The organism is Paraburkholderia sp. SARCC-3016 (assembly GCF_031119615.1).
Lineage (GTDB): Bacteria > Pseudomonadota > Gammaproteobacteria > Burkholderiales > Burkholderiaceae > Paraburkholderia.
The window spans coordinates 106,674-125,234 of the sequence record NZ_JAVHZD010000011.1 but is presented as its reverse complement, the minus strand read 5'-3'; the positions used below and the strand labels follow the sequence as shown (position 1 = coordinate 125,234).

Genomic DNA, 18,561 nt, shown 5'->3' with positions numbered 1-18,561 from the left:
GCGGACGGACTGCCGCGAGTCGATGCAATACGGTTGACGGCGAAGACTAGCGGTCACCTGGATGTACTGTCAACGGAGAAGCCATCGCCTTTAGCTCATGCGTGACATGCCGACACTCGCGGTAAAGAGTTTTAAGAGTGCATAAGCATTCTGGCTTGTGTCGATATGGATGAAAGATCGTTGATACACGCGTCTGATGACGCGTGGTGCGCGTGCACGTTCGACTCGCTTTTGACTGGGCATTGCCAGCAGTTGACTGATGCTTGCAATTGATCGATTTGCAACTGGACATGCGTGCATCGCGCATGTCTCATGTTTTAACAGGCCGAGTCGGCTGAGGTATTGCGCGCTAAAGGCCAACCTCGATGCCCAACATACGCTGTGAACATCGAGGCCTCGTCCCTGCTCTGCTAGCTGCCCGCTTTCGTTACGCGCCAGACTGCGTTGCCGACGTCATCGGCAATGATCAGCGCACCGTCCTTGCCTTGCGCGAGCCCGACCGGCGCGCCACGCAACTGCTTCTGATCCCCGGACGCAAAGCCCGTGACGACAGGCTTCGGATCGCCAACGGGTTTGCCGTTATCGAACGCGACATAAGCGACCTGATATCCGCTTAACGGCGAGCGGTCCCAACTGCCGTGCTCGCCGATAAACGCACCGCCACGATATGGCGCGGGCAGATTGTCGCCCGTATAGAACAGCAGTCCGAGCGGTGCGACGTGCGAGCCGATTGCATAATCGGGCTTGATCGCCTTCGCCACGAGGTCCGGACGCTGAGGTTGCGCGCGCGGATCGACGTGCTGGCCATAGTAGCTATAAGGCCAGCCGTAAAAGGCGTTCTCCTGCACCGACGTCAGATAGTCGGGGACGAGGTCCGCGCCGATTTCATCGCGTTCGTTGGCGACGGCCCACAACTGCCCTGTCTTCGGTTCCCATTGCAGCCCGGTCGGATTGCGTATGCCTGCTGCATAAATACGGCTGCCGCCAGTCGCGATATCCACTTCGAGCACGTCCGCGCGCCGGTATTCGACGTCGAGACCGTTTTCGCCGACATTGCTGTTCGAGCCAACGCCGACAAAAAGCTTCTTGCCGTCCGGACTCGCAAGCAACGCCTTGGTCCAGTGGTGATTGATCGTATCGGGAAGATCGGTCAGTTCGACGCCGCGCTCCGCAATATGTGTCTCGCCGGTCTTGTACGGAAACTTCAGAATCGCGTCAGTATCCGCGACGTAAAGCGTATCGCCGACGAGCTGCATGCCGAACGGCGAATGCAGATTATCGATGAACACATATTTGTCCCACTGCCCGCTGCCGTCATTGCGCTCGCGCAACAACGAAATGCGATTCGCGCCCTTGGCCTTCTTGCCCGAGCGGCCTTCGACGAGCCCTGCAATCAGTTGCTTCGGCGTGGTTACGGCCTCTTCATTCGGGCTGTTCGATTCCGCGACGAGAATATCGCCGTTCGGCAGCGTATAAACCTGGCGCGGATGCACAAGCCCCGAGGCGATCTTCTCGATCTTCAGGCCCTCGGCCACTTTTGGCGCCTCGCCATCTTTCCAGCCGACGAACTTCGGCACCTGCATCGGCGGCGCCAGAAAATTCCGCTCCGCCGGCATCGGCGGATTGGCGCCGTACTGATGCTGGTCGTCATACTGCGCGTGGTCGTTGCATCCGCTGACGAGCGCCGCGACAGCGACGACGAGCGAGCCCTTCAAAGCGAGCTTATTCATGCACCACCTCCTTGAAACGCGCTTTATCGACTGCGATTGCAATATGCCCGACGCTTAGCAACGCGACAGCGACGATCGACAGAATCACGTTGAGCGGAACCATTGCGTACGCATCGCGGCTATGCACGAAGGCATTGACGATGGCCGCGATAATGCCGAGCAGGTTCAACCAGAAGTCGAGCTTCTCGATGCCGGTAGCGGGATAACGGGACGGCGCGAACCATACATGACAAAGATTGATGAGGCGCGGAATGATCGCGAAGAACAAAGCGACCGTGACGAGCCACGCGGCGCCTTTGCCCCAGAACACATTGCGGGTGGTCGCATAGGTAACGTCGAATATCAGCGTGCCGACAAAGAGGCCATACGGAATGGGGTTCAGTAGATCGAAGAGCGCCGTGGCGAACCTCGAACGGTAAGTGGGCGTGATCGTACTCATGGATCGGCATGTCTCGAGGGGTGGAGATGCCCATGCGTACGCACACACCATGCCCGAGCCCTTCGAAATGCCGTCAGCAGTATCGAATGGCGATCGATATGCTCGCGACAATCGGGCACAGCGTCTGCTGCAAAATCAAAGGACGGGGGCGACTTTGCCCCAGCCGATCACGCGCATATTCACGCAATATGCGCTCAACCCGCACCTCGCGAGGAGCAGCGATGAAACGTTTTGCTTACGTAGCCATTGCAACTGCCGTGCTCGCATTCGGCGTCGGCGCGTGCAAAAAAGCTCACGACGCCGGCAACGACAGCATGGACGCGCCGCACGGCGGCATTTCCGCGATCAGCCCGTCACGCTGAGATCGTTGTCGACCGTGAAAACGCAGTGACGCGGGTGCGCATCAATGCCCGACCATGATGCGATGACGCGACCGAAGGCAAAAATACATCGGCGAACATCCGCACACCGCTTGCATCAGAGCGGACCTTCCGTTCACCGCGCGCGGGCTGCAATGCGCGCACGAGCTACGGGTCCCGATTGCCACTACAATCAGGCGTTTTGATCCGACACACCGTCATGGCGCCATGAAATACCTTCTCGCAACGACACTCGCCGCACTCGTCGCAGCCGCTAGCAGCGCTGCAATCGCCCAGACTCCCGCGGGCCAGGCATCGGGCCAGGCATCAAGCAGCAACGATACGCCCGCCCTGCCATGCGACATCGGATATGTCTCGGGCGTCGGCGGATCGGTGCCGAGCCTTCGCGAATACCTCGCGACGCCGCGGCTCGACCAGTTTCGCTACCTGAAGGACAACGACATCAACTGCCAGGTGTCCGACGAAGGCCGCGCGTCCGCGTGCACGGGCGTCACGAGCCTGAGCCATGAAAAGGTCAGCATCTACGAGAACGTCGACAGCACATTGGTGTCCGTCGTCGCGCGCGTCGAGCTCGAACACGGCACCTATCCGGTCATCATCGCGGTGCGGAAGAAGGATGTGCAGTGTCAGGAATGAGGCGAACGACGACGATCGCCGTTAACGCGTGGTCCGTTACCCGTTCAGTCCAGCTTGCCTCGCCAGATCGACGAGGTCGCGCGCGACCCAATCCCAGTTCCCTTCGGGTTTCAGATCGGTTGTTTGCGAAGCGCCATGCTCATGGGGCCGCGCAATGAACGCGGTCTTCAGGCCGCACTTCTGCGCGGCGGCGAGATCGCTGTTGTGCGCCGCCGTCATGCAGATACTCCCGGGCGGCAACGCGAGCACCTCCGCGGTCCGCAGATAAGCTTCGGGCGACGGCTTATAGGCCTGCGCGACCTCCGCGCCGAGAATGGCGTCCCACGGCAAGCCGCCGCGTTTCGCCATATCGACCATCAGCCGGATATTGCCATTTGAAAGCGGCGCGATGATGTAGCGCGATTTGAGCCGCGTGAGACCCTCGAGCGTATCGGGCCATGGATCGAGCCGATGCCACGCAAGGTTCAATTCGTCGAGTTCCGACGACGGCACGTGCCGGCTGTCGATACCGAACGCAGGCAGCACCTGTTCGAGATTCTCCCGGTGCAGTACATCGAGCCTCACGAACGGGCGCGCGCCCTGACGGATTTTCTCCATCGCAGGCTGGTAAAGCGCGCGCCATGCATCGGCAAAAGCCTCGGCTTCGTGTGCACCGCGGCCATGCCGTTGCAGGAACGGCGCCGCTTCGCGCGCCACGCCGCCTCGCCAGTCGACGAGCGTGCCGAAGACATCGAATACAAAAGCTTTCACATCTTTCATCGTGTGGTCCCGAGGGTCGAGTCGCTGTTCCCGTTTTATAGCAGACGCGGCCACCGTGCTCACGTCGACAGGCGCACGAAACCTTCGCGATCCCATTCTTGCGAGCCCACCCCCTGATGCACGAAGAACAGACCATCGGGGTCGTACTTGCGCTTCACCTCGCTTAGCATCGGATAATGCTCGCCCCAGTATGCGCGCGGCCAGTCCTGCTGAAAGTAGCTGCTTTCGGAGACGTAGCTGCCCGCGCGCGGCGCGACCACGCGCAAGCTCTGCGCGGCGTCGTGAATGCGTGCGGCCGTACGCCGGGCCGCGGGTACATCGACGGCGCTGCCCGGCATGCCCGCAAAGGGGGCCGGCCCTTCGCCCGCGATAATCGCCAACGCGAACGCGTTCAGCACGTCGGGATTCGTTGCCGTCTCGCGCGCCGCGTTGAGCACTTCGTCCGGCGCACCGGCTAGCCCCTTGTTGAAGTGCAGCGTCACGTTCCACTGGCTGCTTGCCTGAAACAGCGCATCCGTGAGCGACGCCCGCGCCGACGGATCGAGCAACGCCGCCGGCAGCCACATCGATTCATAGCCGTACAGGAACTGGCCGGCATCCGCTATGTCGGTTGCCCAGAACACATTGCGTTTCGGCGCACCGGGGCGTGTATCCGCCTTCATCGCATTCGGCGCGTTTTTCATAATGAACGCCGGGTCCCAAAAATGTCGTGCAGAAATCGCGAGAATCTGCGGCGGCTCCGTCATGCGGATGCTATCGTTTGCGCCCGATACCGAATCGAAAAACGACTGCCAGATGCGCGTCGCTTCAGCGCGATCGAGGCCTTGAAACAGCATCGAAATGCGCAATGTGCGGTCGGGCCGCATCGATACCGTCTCGCCCCAATGTTCGTTCAGCAGACTATCCGCACTGAACGCGAGAAAGCCGTCGATCAAACGGCGAAACGCTTCAGGCGACGCGGCCTTGAGCGTCGCCGATACGACGCCGACATAGTCGGGCAACGGATGCGTTTTTAACGTGAGGCTCGTCACGACGCCGAAGCTGCCGCCGCCTCCGCCCTTGATCGCCCAGAACAGGTCCGGATCGGTACGCGCGTTGACAATCCGTTCGATGCCGTCCGCCGTCACGATTTCCGCCTGAAGCAGCGAACTCGCCGCTGTGCCGAACTTCTTCGAGAAATTCCCGAAGCCGCCGCTTTGCACGAGGCCCGCGACGCCGACCGTCGCACAGCCACCGCCTTGAACATAGCGGCCGCCTTGCGTCGTTACCGCTTCGTACACGTGCATCCAGATCTCGCCTGCGCCCACCGTCACCGCAGGCTGCGGCGGCATGTCGCCTTCGCAATCGAGCGGCACGAACGCGTCGTACAGGCGAATGCCGCGCATCCGCCGCGTCCAGATCAGAAGCGAATCGGGCGCATTCGACGTGCCCTGGTAGCTGTGACCGCCGCCTTTCACCACGAGCCGCAACCGACGGTCGCGCGCGAACTTCACCGCTTCGGCGACGTCGTTCGGCTGTTCGGCCGCCACCGCGTAGACGCTCGGCGACGAAGTCCATGCGTCGATCCAGCCCGACGATTGAGTCAAAGCAGGTTCGTCGCCGAGAAAATACGGGTTCCTGATCTGCGCGAGTGCGTTCTTGCAGGCGGTATCGCGTGGTGAAGCCCGGCATGCATCGAATGGCGACGAAACTTCGAGCAGGCGTCCGCCTACCTTTTCTTTCAACGATGCCCAATCGCGGGCGGACGGCCAGTCGGGGTCCGCGGGGCGCACACGGCGCATTGTCCTCGGCGGCGTTTGCGCGGGCAGCGGCACCGGCGCCGATGCAGGCTCCTGCTCCGCAGCGAGCGGCATCAGACGGCGCATATATCCCGTTGCGGCTATGCCGATTGCAGCGTTGATCAGCGTTCTTCTTTTCAATGAAGCCATATGCGACTGTCTCCGCGATGCTGCCGGTCAGGACATCAGGATCGCTTACCGCCGGAAGCAACGAAAAGATATCCGAAAGCCGGCCTGCTTTCCACCACCGCGCCGCGAGCGATCCATATGGAATAAGCGAGGCCCGTCGACAGCCGCTTTTAACAGCGTAACGACCGCATGGAGTAGACGCAGACACATACGAGGTGATTCAGCGCGCCCCTTCGAGGAAGGGCATGATATTTCGCATCGCGCGCTCGACGTAACCGTCTTTCTCGCCGACGGGCGCCACGTAGTGGATCGCACTGCGCGCCGCTTCCACCCCTTCGAGACGCGCGATGACCCATGCGGCCAGATACTGCGATGCGAGACAACCGCCGGCCGTTGCGACGTTCGCGTTCGCAATGAACGGCTGATTCACGATCCGAACGCCGGCCGCCTCCACCCACGGCCGGGTCGTCAAATCCGTGCATGCGGGCACGCCGTGCAGAAGGCCGAGCTTCGCAAGCACGAGCGTGCCCGAGCATTGCGCGCCCAACAGCTGGCGCGCGGGGTCGAGCTTCAGCCGCGACATCAGCACGGCATCCGCGACCACCCCGCGTGTCAGCGCGCCGCTGCCGACGATCACCGCATCGGCCTGCGACGCATCTTCAAGCGACGCCTGGGCCTTTAGCACGACACCGTTCATCGAGCGCACCTCGGCCGTCGGGCACGCGATCGACACGCGCCAGGCCGGCTTCTTCACACGATTGAGTATGCCGAGCACGATCAGCGAATCGAGTTCGTTGAAGCCCTCGAAAGTGAGAATGGCGATATGCATGCGGTTGTTCCTTTGTGTGTTCGCGTTGCGCGGCGATCATGCTTGCGCGACACCGATGCTACGGGCAAAAATGAAGACAATCAAAAAATTGTCATGGATACATTTGCGATGCCCACACCCCGTTACAAGCAACTCGTCGACAGGCTCGCGGCCGATATCCGCAGCGGCCGCCTCGCGCCGGGCACACGCTTGCCCACGCATCGAAATCTCGCTGCAAAAGAAGGGCTCGCGCTCGTGACGGCCACGCGCGTCTACGCGGAACTGAACGCCATGGGGCTCGTCAGCGGCGAGACCGGGCGCGGCACGTTCGTCAAGGAAGCGCTACTGCCGCGCGCTCATGGCATCGATCAGGTGTCCGTCGCCGCGGATATCGTCGACCTGAACTTCAATTACCCGGCGCTGCCGGGTCAAGCAGACCTGCTGAGAACAGCATTACGGCAGTTGTCTCAGGCGGGCGACCTCGAAGCGCTGCTCCGTTATCAGCCGCATGGAGGCCGCAGGCATGAACGCGCATCGGTGGCGCGCCATCTCGCGCGCCGCGGCCTTCGTGTGACCGACGATCAGGTGATGTTGGTCGACGGTGCCCAACATGGTCTCGCCACGACCGTCATGGCATTTCTGCAGCCGGGCGACGTCGTCGCCGTGGATGCGCTCACCTATCCCGGCTTCAAGCTGCTTGCGCAGGCGCATCGTCTCGAACTCGCGCCCTTGCCCGCAGCGGGCGACGGCCCCGACGTCGATGCACTCGAAGCGCTATGCAAACGCCGGCGCGTGCGCGCGATCTATACGATGCCGACGCTCCACAACCCGCTCGGCTGGGTCATGAAAACAGGCAGGCGCCGCGCTTTGGCATCGATCGCACGTCGCCACGGCCTGCTCGTGATCGAAGACGGCGCCTATGCATTTCTCGCCGACCACGCGCCGCCGCCGCTCGCCACCTTCGCACCGGAGTTGACCGTCTACGTCTCAGGCTTTTCGAAAAACATCGCAACGGGCTTGCGTGTCGGCTACGTCGCCGCACCACGAGCATTCGTGCCGAAGATCGAACGCGCGATCAGGGTGACAACGTGGAATACGCCTGGCGTCATGACGTCGCTCGCTTGCGGCTGGCTCGACGACGGCACCGTCGACCGGCTCGAAGACGAGAAACGCAAGGACGCGAGGTCAAGGCAGGCGATAGCCGTCGAAGCGCTCGGACCGTTGAAGCGGATCAGCCACCCGGCGTCGTACTTCGTCTGGCTGCCGCTGCCCGCCGAAACGCGCGCTGACCGGATTGCGAGCGCGCTGCTCGAGCAACGGGTGTCGGTTTCCACGGCCGAACCGTTTTCGACCAGCCCGCAAGCGCCTCACGCGATTCGTCTGGCCTTGGGCTCTGTCGACGCTGCCACGCTGAAGGCCGCGCTAAATCGTGTCCGGCGCGTGATGGCGGACCATACGTACTAGTGCGGTCCGCAAAAATCCGAGCCCTGCTGCTTTGCACAAAAATTGACCTGGATGTCCCTAGGGCTAAACCCGAATGCAAAAAAGTATCAGCGCGCGGCTTTAATTTCAGTGGTGAGACGGCCCCGTCAGGGCTTATTTTTTCGATCATGGCAACCACGACGATAATGCGAGCTGCCCACCCGGCAAAAGCCAGCGCAGGAGAACAGACGCATCCGCTTACGCAAGCGACGGCCAGGCACGACGCCCGCCGCGCGAACATCGCCGAGCCCGATCTCGAACTCGTCGCCTTGCCGCGCGACGAATCGTTCAAGGTGTGGTCGCACGGCTATCCGTACCGGACCGTGCGCTGGCATTTCCACCCCGAATACGAAATTCATCTGATTACCGCGACGACGGGCAAATTCTTCGTCGGCGACCACATCGGCAATTTCGAGCCGCACAATCTCGTCATGATGGGCGCGAACCTGCCGCACAACTGGGTCAGCAATGTGCCGCACGGCGAACGTGTCGACGAACGGTGCCTCGTGCTGCAATTCGATTCCGGTTTCGTCGCGCGCGCAATCGCGGCGTTTCCCGAATTCAAACGCGTCGAGCCGCTGCTCGACGCATCGCGCTGGGGTTTGCTGTTTTCGCCGGAGACGGGCGCTGCCGCCGAACCGGTCATGCGCGAAATGCTCGGTGCGCAAGGGCTGCGGCGCATCGTGCTGTTTATCGAACTGTTCGACCTGCTTGCGCGAGGCGCCGAACCGGTCAAGCTCGCGAGCACCGCGTTTCGCGCGGACCCGACGCGCTATGCGGAGACGCGCATCAATCATGTGCTGTCGTTTATCGACAGGAATCTGTCGCACGAACTGCGCGAATCGGAACTCGCCGAACTGGCGGGTCAAAGCGTCAGCGCGTTTTCACGCTATTTCCGCCGGCATACCGGCGTGCCCTTCGTTCAGTACGTCAACCGCCTGCGCATCAACTTCGCGTGTCAGTTGCTGATGTCGGGCGAACTCAATATCACCGATATCTGCTACCGGGTCGGCTTTAACAACCTGTCGAATTTCAATCGCCAGTTCCTGCTGCTCAAGGAGATGTCGCCGTCGCGCTGGCGCGCTTACCAGCAACTCAATGCCGCGAGCGGAAACGAATCGGCCGCAGCGGTTCAGCCATCAACGGGAGGAGTCAATGTCTGAATCGATCAAAGGAAAGGTGGCCGCGATTACCGGCGCGGCATCGGGGATCGGCTTCGCGTGCGCGCGCGCCCTCGTCGAGCAGGACGTGAAGGTCGTGCTCGTCGACCGCGCGGAAGACCGGCTCGCGAAATGCTGCGCGGAACTGGGTCCGAACGCGCTGCCGCTGCAACTCGATTTGCTGAAGCCAGCGGAAGTGTCGACGCACTTGCTGCCGAAAATTCTCGCCGTCGCGGGCGGCCTCGATATTTTCCATGCGAACGCGGGCGCATATATTGGCGGCGAGATCGTGAACGGCAATCCCGACGACTGGGACCGGATGCTGAATCTCAACATCAACGCGGCGTTCCGTTCGGTTCACGCGGTGCTGCCGCATATGGTCGCGCAGAAGAGCGGCGATATCATTTTCACGAGTTCGATTGCGGGTCTCGTGCCGGTTGTGTGGGAACCGATCTACACTGCTTCGAAATTCGCGGTGCAGGCCTTCGTGGCTACGACGCGGCGCCAGGTCGCGAAACACGGCGTGCGCGTCGGCGCGGTTGCGCCGGGCCCCGTCGTCACCGCGCTGCTCGACGACTGGCCGAAGGCGAAAATGGACGAAGCGCTCGCATCGGGCAGTCTGATGCAGCCCGTGGAAGTGGCCGATGCAGTCGTATTCATGCTGACGCGGCCGCGCAATGTGACGGTTCGCGACCTCGTCATTTTGCCGAACAGCGTCGATCTGTAACCAACCTGTCTGAGCCTCGATGCGAGGCCTCGAACCATGACCTCAGCGAACACACGCTATGTGATCGGCGTCGACGTGGGCACCGGCAGTGCCCGCGCCGGCATCTTCGATACGGCCGGCCATATGATGGCATCGGCCAAACGCGACATCACCGTTTTCCACGAAGCCGGCTCGATCGTCGAGCAGTCGAGCACGGAAATCTGGAGCGCGATTTGCCATTCGGTGAAGGAAGCGCTGGCGCAGGCCGCGCTGTCGCCGGACCAGATCGCCGGCATCGGCTTCGATGCAACGTGCTCGCTCGTCGTATTGGGCGACGGCGGACGGCCGCTGCCGGTCGGCCCGTCCGAACAGGCCGGACGCGACATCATCGTCTGGATGGATCACCGCGCGCTCGAGCAGGCCGAGCGGATCAACGAGACGAACCATGAGGTGCTGAAGTTCGTCGGCGGCAAGATCTCGCCCGAGATGGAAACGCCGAAGCTGCTGTGGCTGCTCGAGCATCGTCCGCACGTATTCCGAGCGGCGTGGCAGTTCTTCGACCTGACCGACTTCCTGACCTGGCGCGCGACCGGCGATCTGTCGCGGTCGACGTGCACGGTCACCTGCAAATGGACGTATCTCGCGCACGAGCAGCGCTGGGACGACACGTATTTCCGCACGGTCGGCCTCGGCGTGCTCGCCGACGAAGGCTTTGTGCGTATCGGCCAGAAGGTGGTCGACCCGGGCACGCCGCTCGGCGGCGGACTGACGAGCGCGGCCGCCGCGGAACTGGGCTTGCGCGCGGGCACGCCGGTCGCGGCCGGCATCATCGATGCGCACGCCGGCGGCATCGGCACGGTCGGTGCGCAAGGCAAGCCCGAATCGAGCCTCGGCTACGTGTTCGGCACCTCGTCGTGCACGATGACGACCACGCGGCAGCCCGTGTTCGTGCCCGGCGTCTGGGGACCGTACTTCTCGGCCATGGTGCCCGAAGCGTGGCTCAACGAAGGCGGCCAATCGGTAGCGGGCGCGGCGATCGAGCGCCTGCTTTCGATGCACCCGGAAACGCTGCGAGCGCAAACCGAAGCGGCGCAGGCCGGCCAATCTTTGCCGGTGATGCTCGCGGAAATCGCGTCACGCCGATCGGACGATCTGTCGGGCGCGGCAAAGCTTGCGGAGGGCTTGCATGTCGTGCCCGAATTCCTCGGCAATCGTGCGCCGTTCGCCGATCCGCATGCGCGCGCGGTCATCGCGGGTCTCGGCATGGAAACCGGCCTCGACAGTCTTGTCGCGCTTTATATCGCGGGCATTTGCAGCATCGGTTACGGACTGCGCCAGATCATCGAAACGCAGGCGCAGGCCGGCGCGCCGATCGAGCAGGTGGTGATCAGCGGCGGCGCGGGACGGCTCGACCTCGTGCGTCAGCTGCTTGCCGATGCAACGGGCAAGCCCGTGCTCGCGATCCAGGCGGAAGAACCTGTTCTGCTCGGCGCAGCGATGCTCGGCGCCGTGGCAGGCGGGTTGTTCGACGACGTGCGCTCGGCGATGACGGGCATGTCGCGCATCACCGATACTTACACGCCCGCTGCAGGCGCAATCGCCTCATTGCACGACGCGCGCTATGTCGCATTCGCGAAGCTGCAGCGCGTGGCGAGGGAAATCAGATAGAAATCGACTCGCGGCGACGCCCTCGCCGGCGCCCGCCGTGCTCATTGCGTCTGCTGCCGTCCCCACTGCCCCGCTACCGCTCTACTGCCCCGGCAGATGCGACCGTAGGAAATCGACATACCCGTTCTGGATCTTGATGATTTTCTCGGCGCACTCGTTATAGTCCGACGCTTTCGTATCGTTAGGTCCGTACATGCCGCGGCATTGCGCGTAGAGCGTCAGCGTCGCCGCGCCGCCGCTGCCCTTGGCGACGCGCGTGGCCGAATAAGCAGGGTCGCCGGAACCGGACGGCACGTCCGTATCGATCGCGAACGCATCGGCACGCGTAACCGATGTACTCGAATGCTGCTCGATATAGCGCTTCGTCAACGCCCAGGCCGAATCGCATTGAGCCGTACTGCTGCAATCGACCGTCGCGTTGTGTTGCGCGGTTGAAAGGCCCGCCTGATTGCGCTCCAGACGCTGCTCGGCTCGTTGCTCCTTCTCAGGCGACGAACAGGCAGTAAGCGCAAACGCAACGGCAAGCGCGGCAGGCATAACAATCGCAAAGGCTATGTTTTTTTTCACGCGTCGAACTTCCGTGGCCAAGTTTGAGCGCGATTATAGCCGTGCTCCCCAAGCGGTCGCGCATTAGCGGGTGTCGCATTCGGTGCGTAGCGGTCTCGCCCTCCAGGGCATGCAATAAGCGCCGGCCCGTCGTGCCGAGCCAATATGCGCCGAGCCGATATGTGCCGAGCCGATATCGACGGACGAGCGTATGCTCGAGCGCGTTCTCGCCGCAGCCCGTCGATCCCGTGCGCACGCGGCGACGTCAGACCGTTCGCCGCGTTAGCATCGAGCGAATCTCGCCGATCGCCCGTGCCGGGTTGAGCCCCTTCGGGCACACATCGACGCAATTCATGATCGTGCGGCAACGGAACAGCCGGTACGCGTCCTCGAGATTCGTCAGCCGTGCGGCCGTATCCTTATCGCGCGAATCCACGATGAACCGGTACGCCTGCAACAGCCCGGCTGGCCCGACGAAACGATCCGGATTCCACCAGAACGACGGACACGACGACGAGCAGCACGCGCACAAAATACATTCGTAAAGTCCGTCGAGCTGATCGCGTTCGTCGGGAGACTGAAGGCGTTCGCGCTCGGGCGGCGGATCGTCGTTGACGAGCCACGGTCTGATCGAATGGTACTGGTTGAAGAACGTCGTCATATCGACGATCAGATCGCGCACCACGGGTAAGCCCGGCAACGGCCGCAACACGATGTGCTTCGGCAGCTCGTTCATGTTGGCCAGACACGCGAGGCCGTTCTTGCCGTTGATGTTCATTGCGTCCGAACCGCAGATGCCCTCGCGGCACGAGCGGCGGTAAGCAAGCGTTTCGTCGATCGACTTCAGCTTGCCGAGCACGTCGAGCAGCATGCGCTCGCTATGGCCGAGTTCGAGTTCGTATCGCTGCATACGCGGTGCGGTATCGGCGTCAGGGTCGTATCGATAGATATCGATGGTTCGGATATCGGACATAGGTGGCTCCCGGTTGGCGCGAGTCCGCTTGCGGCTTCCGGCCCATAGCCGTACGGCGCGTCGCGGCGTCAGGCGCGCATGGCGCGTTCCCGCCGGGCGCCGTGTTAGCCGTCTTCCCCCACTTCGGCGGGATTGGGCAAATCGGGCAGATCTTCGGTCGATGGCGGATCGGGTTCGTGTGGCACCTGCGGCAGGTCGGTACCGTCGTCCTCGGCCGGCGTATGGTCGATAAAGAGTTGTTCCGTGTTCATTCGTCGCTCCTTCAGAGGAATGGTGTTCCCCGCTGATTAGCATGTCGCAGGCCAACAGCGGTCCGCCGCGCGAAATCTATCCAGACGATGGACCGGCCTACTTCGCGCGCGGCCGCTCCAGGGCCTCGTCGGGCCGATGCAGCCGCCCTTCACGGATGGCCGTGACGCCATTGATAACCGCGCGCGCGACGTTATCGGTTTCGGCCTGCATGCCCGTGTCTTCATCGAGCGCATGATGGCTCGTCGCATACGGCTCGTAGTAACCGATAAAGCGGTCGAGCCGCGACTGGGCGCCGCATTCGATCAATCCCATCCAGTCGAGCCAGTCGCACAACGCCGCGCGTGACGTCTCGATACCGGACACGTCCCCGTGCACGACGACGCCATATGCGCGCCCTTGCAAATGCTTCCGGTAGCTCCATCCGTTCAGCTCGAGCTGCTTCGCCTTCTTCGCGTCTTTGCCGCTTGTCGAAGTCGGGTCGGGATTGCCGCCGTCGGCACATACGAGCCGGTCGATCATCAGTTTCAAAGGGCTCGGCGACTGATACCAGTAAACAGGCGAGACGAAGATAACCCCATGACAGGCGGCAAAGCGTTCGTAGATTTCGTTCATCCAGTCGTTGACCTGCCCGAGCGAATGATTCGGATAGCAGCTGCAAGGCCAGTGGCACAGCGGCATGGCCGTCGATACACAGGCTTTGCACGGATGGATATGAAGATCGCGGTCTGACGTCAGCAGCGATAGATCGAGAAAATCGGCATCGAATTGCGCGTTCGTCACGATCGACTCGACGCGCTTCGCGAGACGAAAGCTCTTCGACATCTCGCCAGGGCACGTATGGTCGTTTCGCGCCGACGCGTTGACGATCAGAACACGCGAGCGCGTCGCCCGATCCTGCTGCTTTTGCTGCGCGGCCCGGATGCGCTGCGCGGCCTCGCGCCATTCGACCGACAGGTCATAGGCGGGATCGGCGAAACCCGGCCCGGCCTTCGCGGTTATCGGCGATTTGCGGCCTTGCATATACGCCTCCCATGCGATCGCTTCGAGCCGGGCGATCGACACGTCTTCTGCGCGAAACGCCGGATCGAAGAAGCGCGCGGCAAAACGTTCGTGAAAAGCGTCACGCGACATCTTCTCCGTGATCTGGCCTTTCCTGACTTCGGGGCTAAATTCAGGGCTAACTTCAGGGCTAAATTCAGGGCTAACTTCTTTGTCGTTGCTCACGGCACGCCTCGCGAGTTCGAAAGTCTGCTCAAACAGACATAAGCAATGAGCGGCACGCAGAAAGTGTGCCGCGCTACACCTCGCCAGCGCCGGTCAATGCGGCAGCACACGCGTCAACGGGAACGAACCGTGCTAGCCGGATTGAAAACCGTGAAAAGAACGAAACTGACGAAGGCGTGACACCATGACGATCGGCTGCCCCGAATGCGGCGCGCTCGAGGACATTCCGCCGCTTACCGCGCGCACAATCGCCCGCTGCCGCATCTGCCGCTATCCGCTCGAACGGCGTAGCGGCCGTAGCGTGAACGCAGCGCTCGCGTGCGCGAGCACGACGTTCATCCTGCTGTTCCCCGCGAACCTCGCCCCGCTGATGACCGTCGACATGCTCGGCGCCGAACGCTCGTCGGTGCTGTCCTCGGGCATCGTCGACATGTGGGACGGCGGCTCGGTGATCCTTGCGCTGCTGCTCGGCACGTTCGGCATCGTGCTGCCGTTCGTACGCTTCGGCGGGCTTGCGATCGTGCTCGGTGCGGTCCGGTTCGGATGGCATTTCAGACAAATGGGCAGACTGTTCCGCTGGACGCTCTGGCTCGACGTCTGGGCCATGCCCGACGTGTATCTGGTCGGCTGCTTCGTCGGCTATGCGCGCGTCACGCAAAACCTGACCGGCACGATCGGCGCGGGCGGCTACTGCTTCATTACCGCGGCGCTGATGTCGATGATCACGCGCGCCGCGCTCGATCGCCGCACGGTCTGGCGCGCAATCGCGCCCGAGCAACGACTGCAGGACGACACACCGGCAATTTCATGCACGGCGTGCGACCTCGTCCAGCCGGCATCGCGCGAGGGCCACGCGTGCCCGCGCTGCGGGCTGACGCTGCGTACGCGCAAACCCGATGCGGTCGTACGCGCGGGCGCGCTGTCGCTGGCCGCGCTGGTGCTCACGCTGCCCGCGAACCTGTATCCGATGACGTACTCGCTGCAACTCGGCCAAGGCGTGACCGACCGGATTGTCGACGGCGTTTATCAACTGTTTCATGCAGGCTTGTGGCCGCTCGGCATTCTGATCTTTTGCACGAGTATCGTGATCCCAGTGGCGAAAATCGCGGGCATGGCGTGGTTTGTCATCTCGGTCAAACGCGGCTCGCGCAGGCATTTGCGCGCCAAGGCGCACCTGTACCGATGGATCGACGAACTCGGCCGATGGTCGAACGTCGACGTGTTTACGATCGCGGCGTTTATCCCATTGATCCGTTTCGGCAGCATCGCGTCGTCGCGGCCCGCGATCGGTGCGACGGCGTTCGCGCTCGTCGTGTTCTTCACGATGTTGGCGTCGCGCGCCTTCGATCCGCGGCTGCTCTGGGACGCGCGCGCGTCGCGGAGGCGGCCGTGAACGGCGCGGGACGCTTACGGCGCACCCAGGCCGAGGTGCGGCGCAGCGCGTGGCCGGGCTGGATCTGGGCGGTGCCGATCGCCGCACTCGGCGTGGCCTTGTGGCTTGGCATCCGCTCGCTCGCGCAAGGCGGCGAAACGGTCACCGTGACGTTCTCGAATGCCCACGGGATGAAAGCCGACGATACCGACGTCACACTGCGCGGCGTGAAGGTCGGCAAGGTTTCGGATGTTTCGCTCGCGCCGGACGGCAAGCATGTGGAAGCGAAACTGAAGATAGATCGTGCCGAAAAGAAGTATCTGGTGAGCGGCACGAAGTTTTATCTGCTCGGCGCGCAACCGGACTTCAGCGATCCGTCGTCGTTGAAAGCGATGCTTGCCGGGCCCGAAATCGTGATGGAGCCAGGCACCGGCCAGCCGACCGATCACTTCGACGGCGGCGACCGGAAGCCTGCGCTCGCGCCGCAACATGGCCCGATCGTCACCTACGTCGTGCGCTTCGACGGCGCGGTCGGCGACCTGAAGGACGGCGCCGCGGTCGAGCTGCGCGGCTTTCATGTCGGCACGGTCACGAGCGTGCGCCTGAGCTACGACGCACGCACCGGCACATTGAGCACGCCGGTGCAGATCGCGCTCGACCCGGCCGCGCTCGACATCGTCGACGTACAGCCGCCCGCCAACGGCGACTGGCGGCCGATTGTCGATGACATGATGAAGCGCCTTGTCGGCGAGGGCATGCGTGCGCGGCTCACGCAAGATCCGCCGCTCATCGGCGCACGTAAAGTAAGCCTCGATTTCGTGCGCGACGCGTCTCCCGCCGCGCTCCTTGCTGCGGACGACGGCATGCCCGTCATTCCCGGCGTCGCGCCCGCCGACATCGACACGATGATGTCGACCGCGAACGGCATCGTCGACAAGATCGACAGCCTGCCGATCAAGGAAACGGGAGAACAGGTGCGCAGCATCGCCGAGCATGTGAACAGGCTCAGTTCATCGCCGCAGATCAAGGATAGCCTCCAGCATATCGACCACTCGGTCGCGCAGATCGATCGCACGCTGCAGCAGGTGTCGCCGCAAATCGGTCCGCTCGTCGCGCAACTGCGCGAGACGGCGAATTCGGCCGACCAGGCTGTGGTGGCGGCAAACCGCACGCTTGGCGGCGACGCGACGAGCCAGGACGATTTGCCGGCCACGTTGCGCGAGCTGACCGACACCGCGAGATCGATACGCGCGCTCGCCGATTATCTGGACCGGCATCCCGAAGCGCTCGTTCGAGGCAGACAGGAGGACAGGCCGTGAGCCGCAAATCGACGGACAAGACCACGCGCGCATTCGTACCGGCGAAAGCATCACCGAAGAACGTCACCGCTGCGCCGCTCGCGGCGAGCGTCATCGCAGTGATTGCCGCAGGCGCGCTCGCCGGCTGCGGACACAGCCCGCCTACACGTTATGTGACGCTGAACGCAACGCCGGCCGACGCGCCGTTCGTGACGGCCCAGATACCGCCGGTGCAGCTGACCGCGGTCCATATTCCCGCGGAACTGGACCGGCCCGAGGTCGTCACGCAGCAGTCGCCGAACCGGATCTCGGTCGCCGAAAGCGAGCGCTGGGGCGCGCCGCTCGCACAGATGATGCGCCGCACGCTTGCGCAAGACCTCGTCACGCGCCTGCCCGCGGGCTCGTTCGTGCTGCCCGATGCGCCGGCGCCGCCCGACACGCGAACGCTCGTCGTAACGGTCCTCGATGCAGAGGCCGACGCAAACGGCACGCTGACGCTGCAAGCGGCATGGACGCTGCTGTCGGGGCGACCCGCCCGCGCCACGTTCTCGCGGCAGACAACGCTGAAATCCGAGATCGAGAATCGCGGCGACGCGGCAGCGCAGGCGGCCGCAATGAGTCGGGCTCTCGGGCAACTGGCCGATCAGATCGCGACGTCGATCGCCGCGCGCTAAAACGCACGCGTCATTCGGCGGGGTACGTCACCGTGCCGTCAGGCCGCAAATGCGCGCCCGGCGTCAGCGTCGCCGCGCCGGCGTGTTCCGCATCGACGATATGGACGACTTTCTCTCCGTGCGCGATCAGATAATCGGCAATGATGCGCCGGTGGCAACGCCACCAGACCGTCTCCGCGCACATGATCGCGCACGGACCGGCCTGGCCGAGTTCGAGCAGCTTCGTAAAACCGGCCGCGAATTCCGCGCCCATCGCGTAGTCGGCGTAATTGTGGAACGAGCGGTTTTGCCAGAACGCGTTGGTCGAGGGCGGCACCTCCTTGCGCATGCTGCGTCGTCCGCCGAGCTCGGCAAGATGCAGGTAGCCGATCGCGGGCGCGAGCGCATCGGGCAGCGTTGCGGCATTGAACTGAGGGTTCGTCGCCGAGCGCGGAATGCGCCGGACGTCGACGAGCGTCTCGATCCGTGCGTCTCGCAGCAGGGGGAGAAACTCATCGAGCGTCCGTGTCGAATGACCGATTGTGTAGAAAGTATTCGCCATAACCGT

At 63.2% G+C, this 18,561-nt stretch carries 19 protein-coding genes; 9 read left to right on the top strand and 10 right to left on the bottom strand.

The window, feature by feature from the left end:
* Positions 1-410: 410 nt before the first annotated feature.
* Positions 411-1,730 carry a sorbosone dehydrogenase family protein gene (locus QYH69_RS13270; RefSeq protein WP_308832315.1) on the bottom strand — a complete coding sequence of 440 codons (1,320 nt, stop codon included), beginning with the start codon at positions 1,728-1,730 and terminating at the stop codon, positions 411-413.
* Complete coding sequence (locus tag QYH69_RS13265) at positions 1,723-2,169, bottom strand: DUF2231 domain-containing protein (RefSeq protein ID WP_308832314.1); 447 nt, start codon at positions 2,167-2,169, stop codon at positions 1,723-1,725. The genes QYH69_RS13270 and QYH69_RS13265 overlap by 8 nt, the downstream gene beginning before the upstream one ends.
* A 221-nt stretch (positions 2,170-2,390) precedes the next feature.
* Between QYH69_RS13265 and QYH69_RS13260 the strand changes: the two genes are divergently transcribed.
* Positions 2,391-2,531, top strand: coding sequence for a hypothetical protein (locus tag QYH69_RS13260; protein ID WP_308832313.1), 141 nt, complete (start codon positions 2,391-2,393; stop codon positions 2,529-2,531).
* A 225-nt stretch (positions 2,532-2,756) separates the two neighbouring features.
* Complete coding sequence (locus QYH69_RS13255) at positions 2,757-3,185, top strand: hypothetical protein (RefSeq protein ID WP_308832312.1); 429 nt, start codon at positions 2,757-2,759, stop codon at positions 3,183-3,185.
* Between the two features lie 36 nt (positions 3,186-3,221).
* Here QYH69_RS13255 and QYH69_RS13250 read toward each other — a convergent pair whose 3' ends face one another.
* From QYH69_RS13250 to QYH69_RS13240, 3 genes are all read right to left on the bottom strand, one after another.
* A complete protein-coding gene (locus tag QYH69_RS13250) occupies positions 3,222-3,944 on the bottom strand; it encodes a haloacid dehalogenase type II (protein ID WP_308832311.1) in 723 nt (240 codons plus the stop codon).
* A gap of 59 nt (positions 3,945-4,003) precedes the next feature.
* The gene (locus QYH69_RS13245) at positions 4,004-5,872 is read right to left on the bottom strand and encodes an FAD-binding oxidoreductase (RefSeq protein ID WP_308832310.1); all 1,869 of its coding nucleotides are present in this window, start codon (positions 5,870-5,872) and stop codon (positions 4,004-4,006) included.
* Between the two features lie 199 nt (positions 5,873-6,071).
* Entirely contained in the window at positions 6,072-6,680 is a 609-nt protein-coding gene (locus QYH69_RS13240; protein WP_308832309.1) for a DJ-1/PfpI family protein, read from the bottom strand.
* 108 nt (positions 6,681-6,788) lie between these two features.
* Here QYH69_RS13240 and QYH69_RS13235 point away from each other — a divergent pair, with 108 nt between their 5' ends.
* The 4 genes from QYH69_RS13235 (at position 6,789) to QYH69_RS13220 (ending at position 11,675) form a co-directional block, all read left to right on the top strand.
* Entirely contained in the window at positions 6,789-8,123 is a 1,335-nt protein-coding gene (locus tag QYH69_RS13235) for a PLP-dependent aminotransferase family protein (protein ID WP_308832308.1), read from the top strand.
* Between the two features lie 164 nt (positions 8,124-8,287).
* A complete protein-coding gene (locus QYH69_RS13230) occupies positions 8,288-9,304 on the top strand; it encodes an AraC family transcriptional regulator (protein WP_308832307.1) in 1,017 nt (338 codons plus the stop codon).
* Positions 9,297-10,028: an SDR family oxidoreductase gene (locus QYH69_RS13225; RefSeq protein ID WP_308832306.1), complete on the top strand. Its 732-nt coding sequence runs from the start codon at positions 9,297-9,299 to the stop codon at positions 10,026-10,028. The genes QYH69_RS13230 and QYH69_RS13225 overlap by 8 nt, the downstream gene beginning before the upstream one ends.
* A 36-nt stretch (positions 10,029-10,064) precedes the next feature.
* Positions 10,065-11,675: an FGGY-family carbohydrate kinase gene (locus QYH69_RS13220; protein WP_308832305.1), complete on the top strand. Its 1,611-nt coding sequence runs from the start codon at positions 10,065-10,067 to the stop codon at positions 11,673-11,675.
* A gap of 81 nt (positions 11,676-11,756) precedes the next feature.
* Here the strand turns inward: QYH69_RS13220 and QYH69_RS13215 are convergent, their stop codons facing one another.
* The 4 genes from QYH69_RS13215 to QYH69_RS13200 form a co-directional block, all read right to left on the bottom strand.
* On the bottom strand, positions 11,757-12,212 hold the full coding sequence (locus tag QYH69_RS13215; RefSeq protein ID WP_308832383.1) for a hypothetical protein: 456 nt from the start codon (positions 12,210-12,212) through the stop codon (positions 11,757-11,759).
* Positions 12,213-12,486: 274 nt separating this feature from the next.
* The gene (locus QYH69_RS13210) at positions 12,487-13,194 is read right to left on the bottom strand and encodes a succinate dehydrogenase/fumarate reductase iron-sulfur subunit (protein WP_308832304.1); all 708 of its coding nucleotides are present in this window, start codon (positions 13,192-13,194) and stop codon (positions 12,487-12,489) included.
* A 104-nt stretch (positions 13,195-13,298) separates the two neighbouring features.
* Positions 13,299-13,445 carry a hypothetical protein gene (locus QYH69_RS13205; protein WP_308832303.1) on the bottom strand — a complete coding sequence of 49 codons (147 nt, stop codon included), beginning with the start codon at positions 13,443-13,445 and terminating at the stop codon, positions 13,299-13,301.
* 97 nt (positions 13,446-13,542) lie between these two features.
* Complete coding sequence (locus tag QYH69_RS13200; protein WP_308832382.1) at positions 13,543-14,577, bottom strand: flavodoxin family protein; 1,035 nt, start codon at positions 14,575-14,577, stop codon at positions 13,543-13,545.
* A 277-nt stretch (positions 14,578-14,854) separates the two neighbouring features.
* Here QYH69_RS13200 and QYH69_RS13195 point away from each other — a divergent pair, with 277 nt between their 5' ends.
* From QYH69_RS13195 to QYH69_RS13185, 3 genes are all read left to right on the top strand, one after another.
* Entirely contained in the window at positions 14,855-16,063 is a 1,209-nt protein-coding gene (locus QYH69_RS13195) for a paraquat-inducible protein A (RefSeq protein WP_308832302.1), read from the top strand.
* The gene (locus QYH69_RS13190) at positions 16,060-17,361 is read left to right on the top strand and encodes an MlaD family protein (protein WP_308832301.1); all 1,302 of its coding nucleotides are present in this window, start codon (positions 16,060-16,062) and stop codon (positions 17,359-17,361) included. Before QYH69_RS13195 ends, QYH69_RS13190 begins: the two co-directional genes overlap by 4 nt.
* A gap of 92 nt (positions 17,362-17,453) precedes the next feature.
* Positions 17,454-18,014 (top strand): PqiC family protein, encoded by a 561-nt coding sequence (locus tag QYH69_RS13185; protein ID WP_308832381.1) that lies wholly within the window; start codon positions 17,454-17,456, stop codon positions 18,012-18,014.
* Between the two features lie 10 nt (positions 18,015-18,024).
* Here QYH69_RS13185 and QYH69_RS13180 read toward each other — a convergent pair whose 3' ends face one another.
* Positions 18,025-18,555, bottom strand: a complete 531-nt coding sequence (locus tag QYH69_RS13180) for a DUF488 domain-containing protein (RefSeq protein WP_308832300.1) — start codon at positions 18,553-18,555, stop codon at positions 18,025-18,027.
* Positions 18,556-18,561 lie beyond the last annotated feature (6 nt).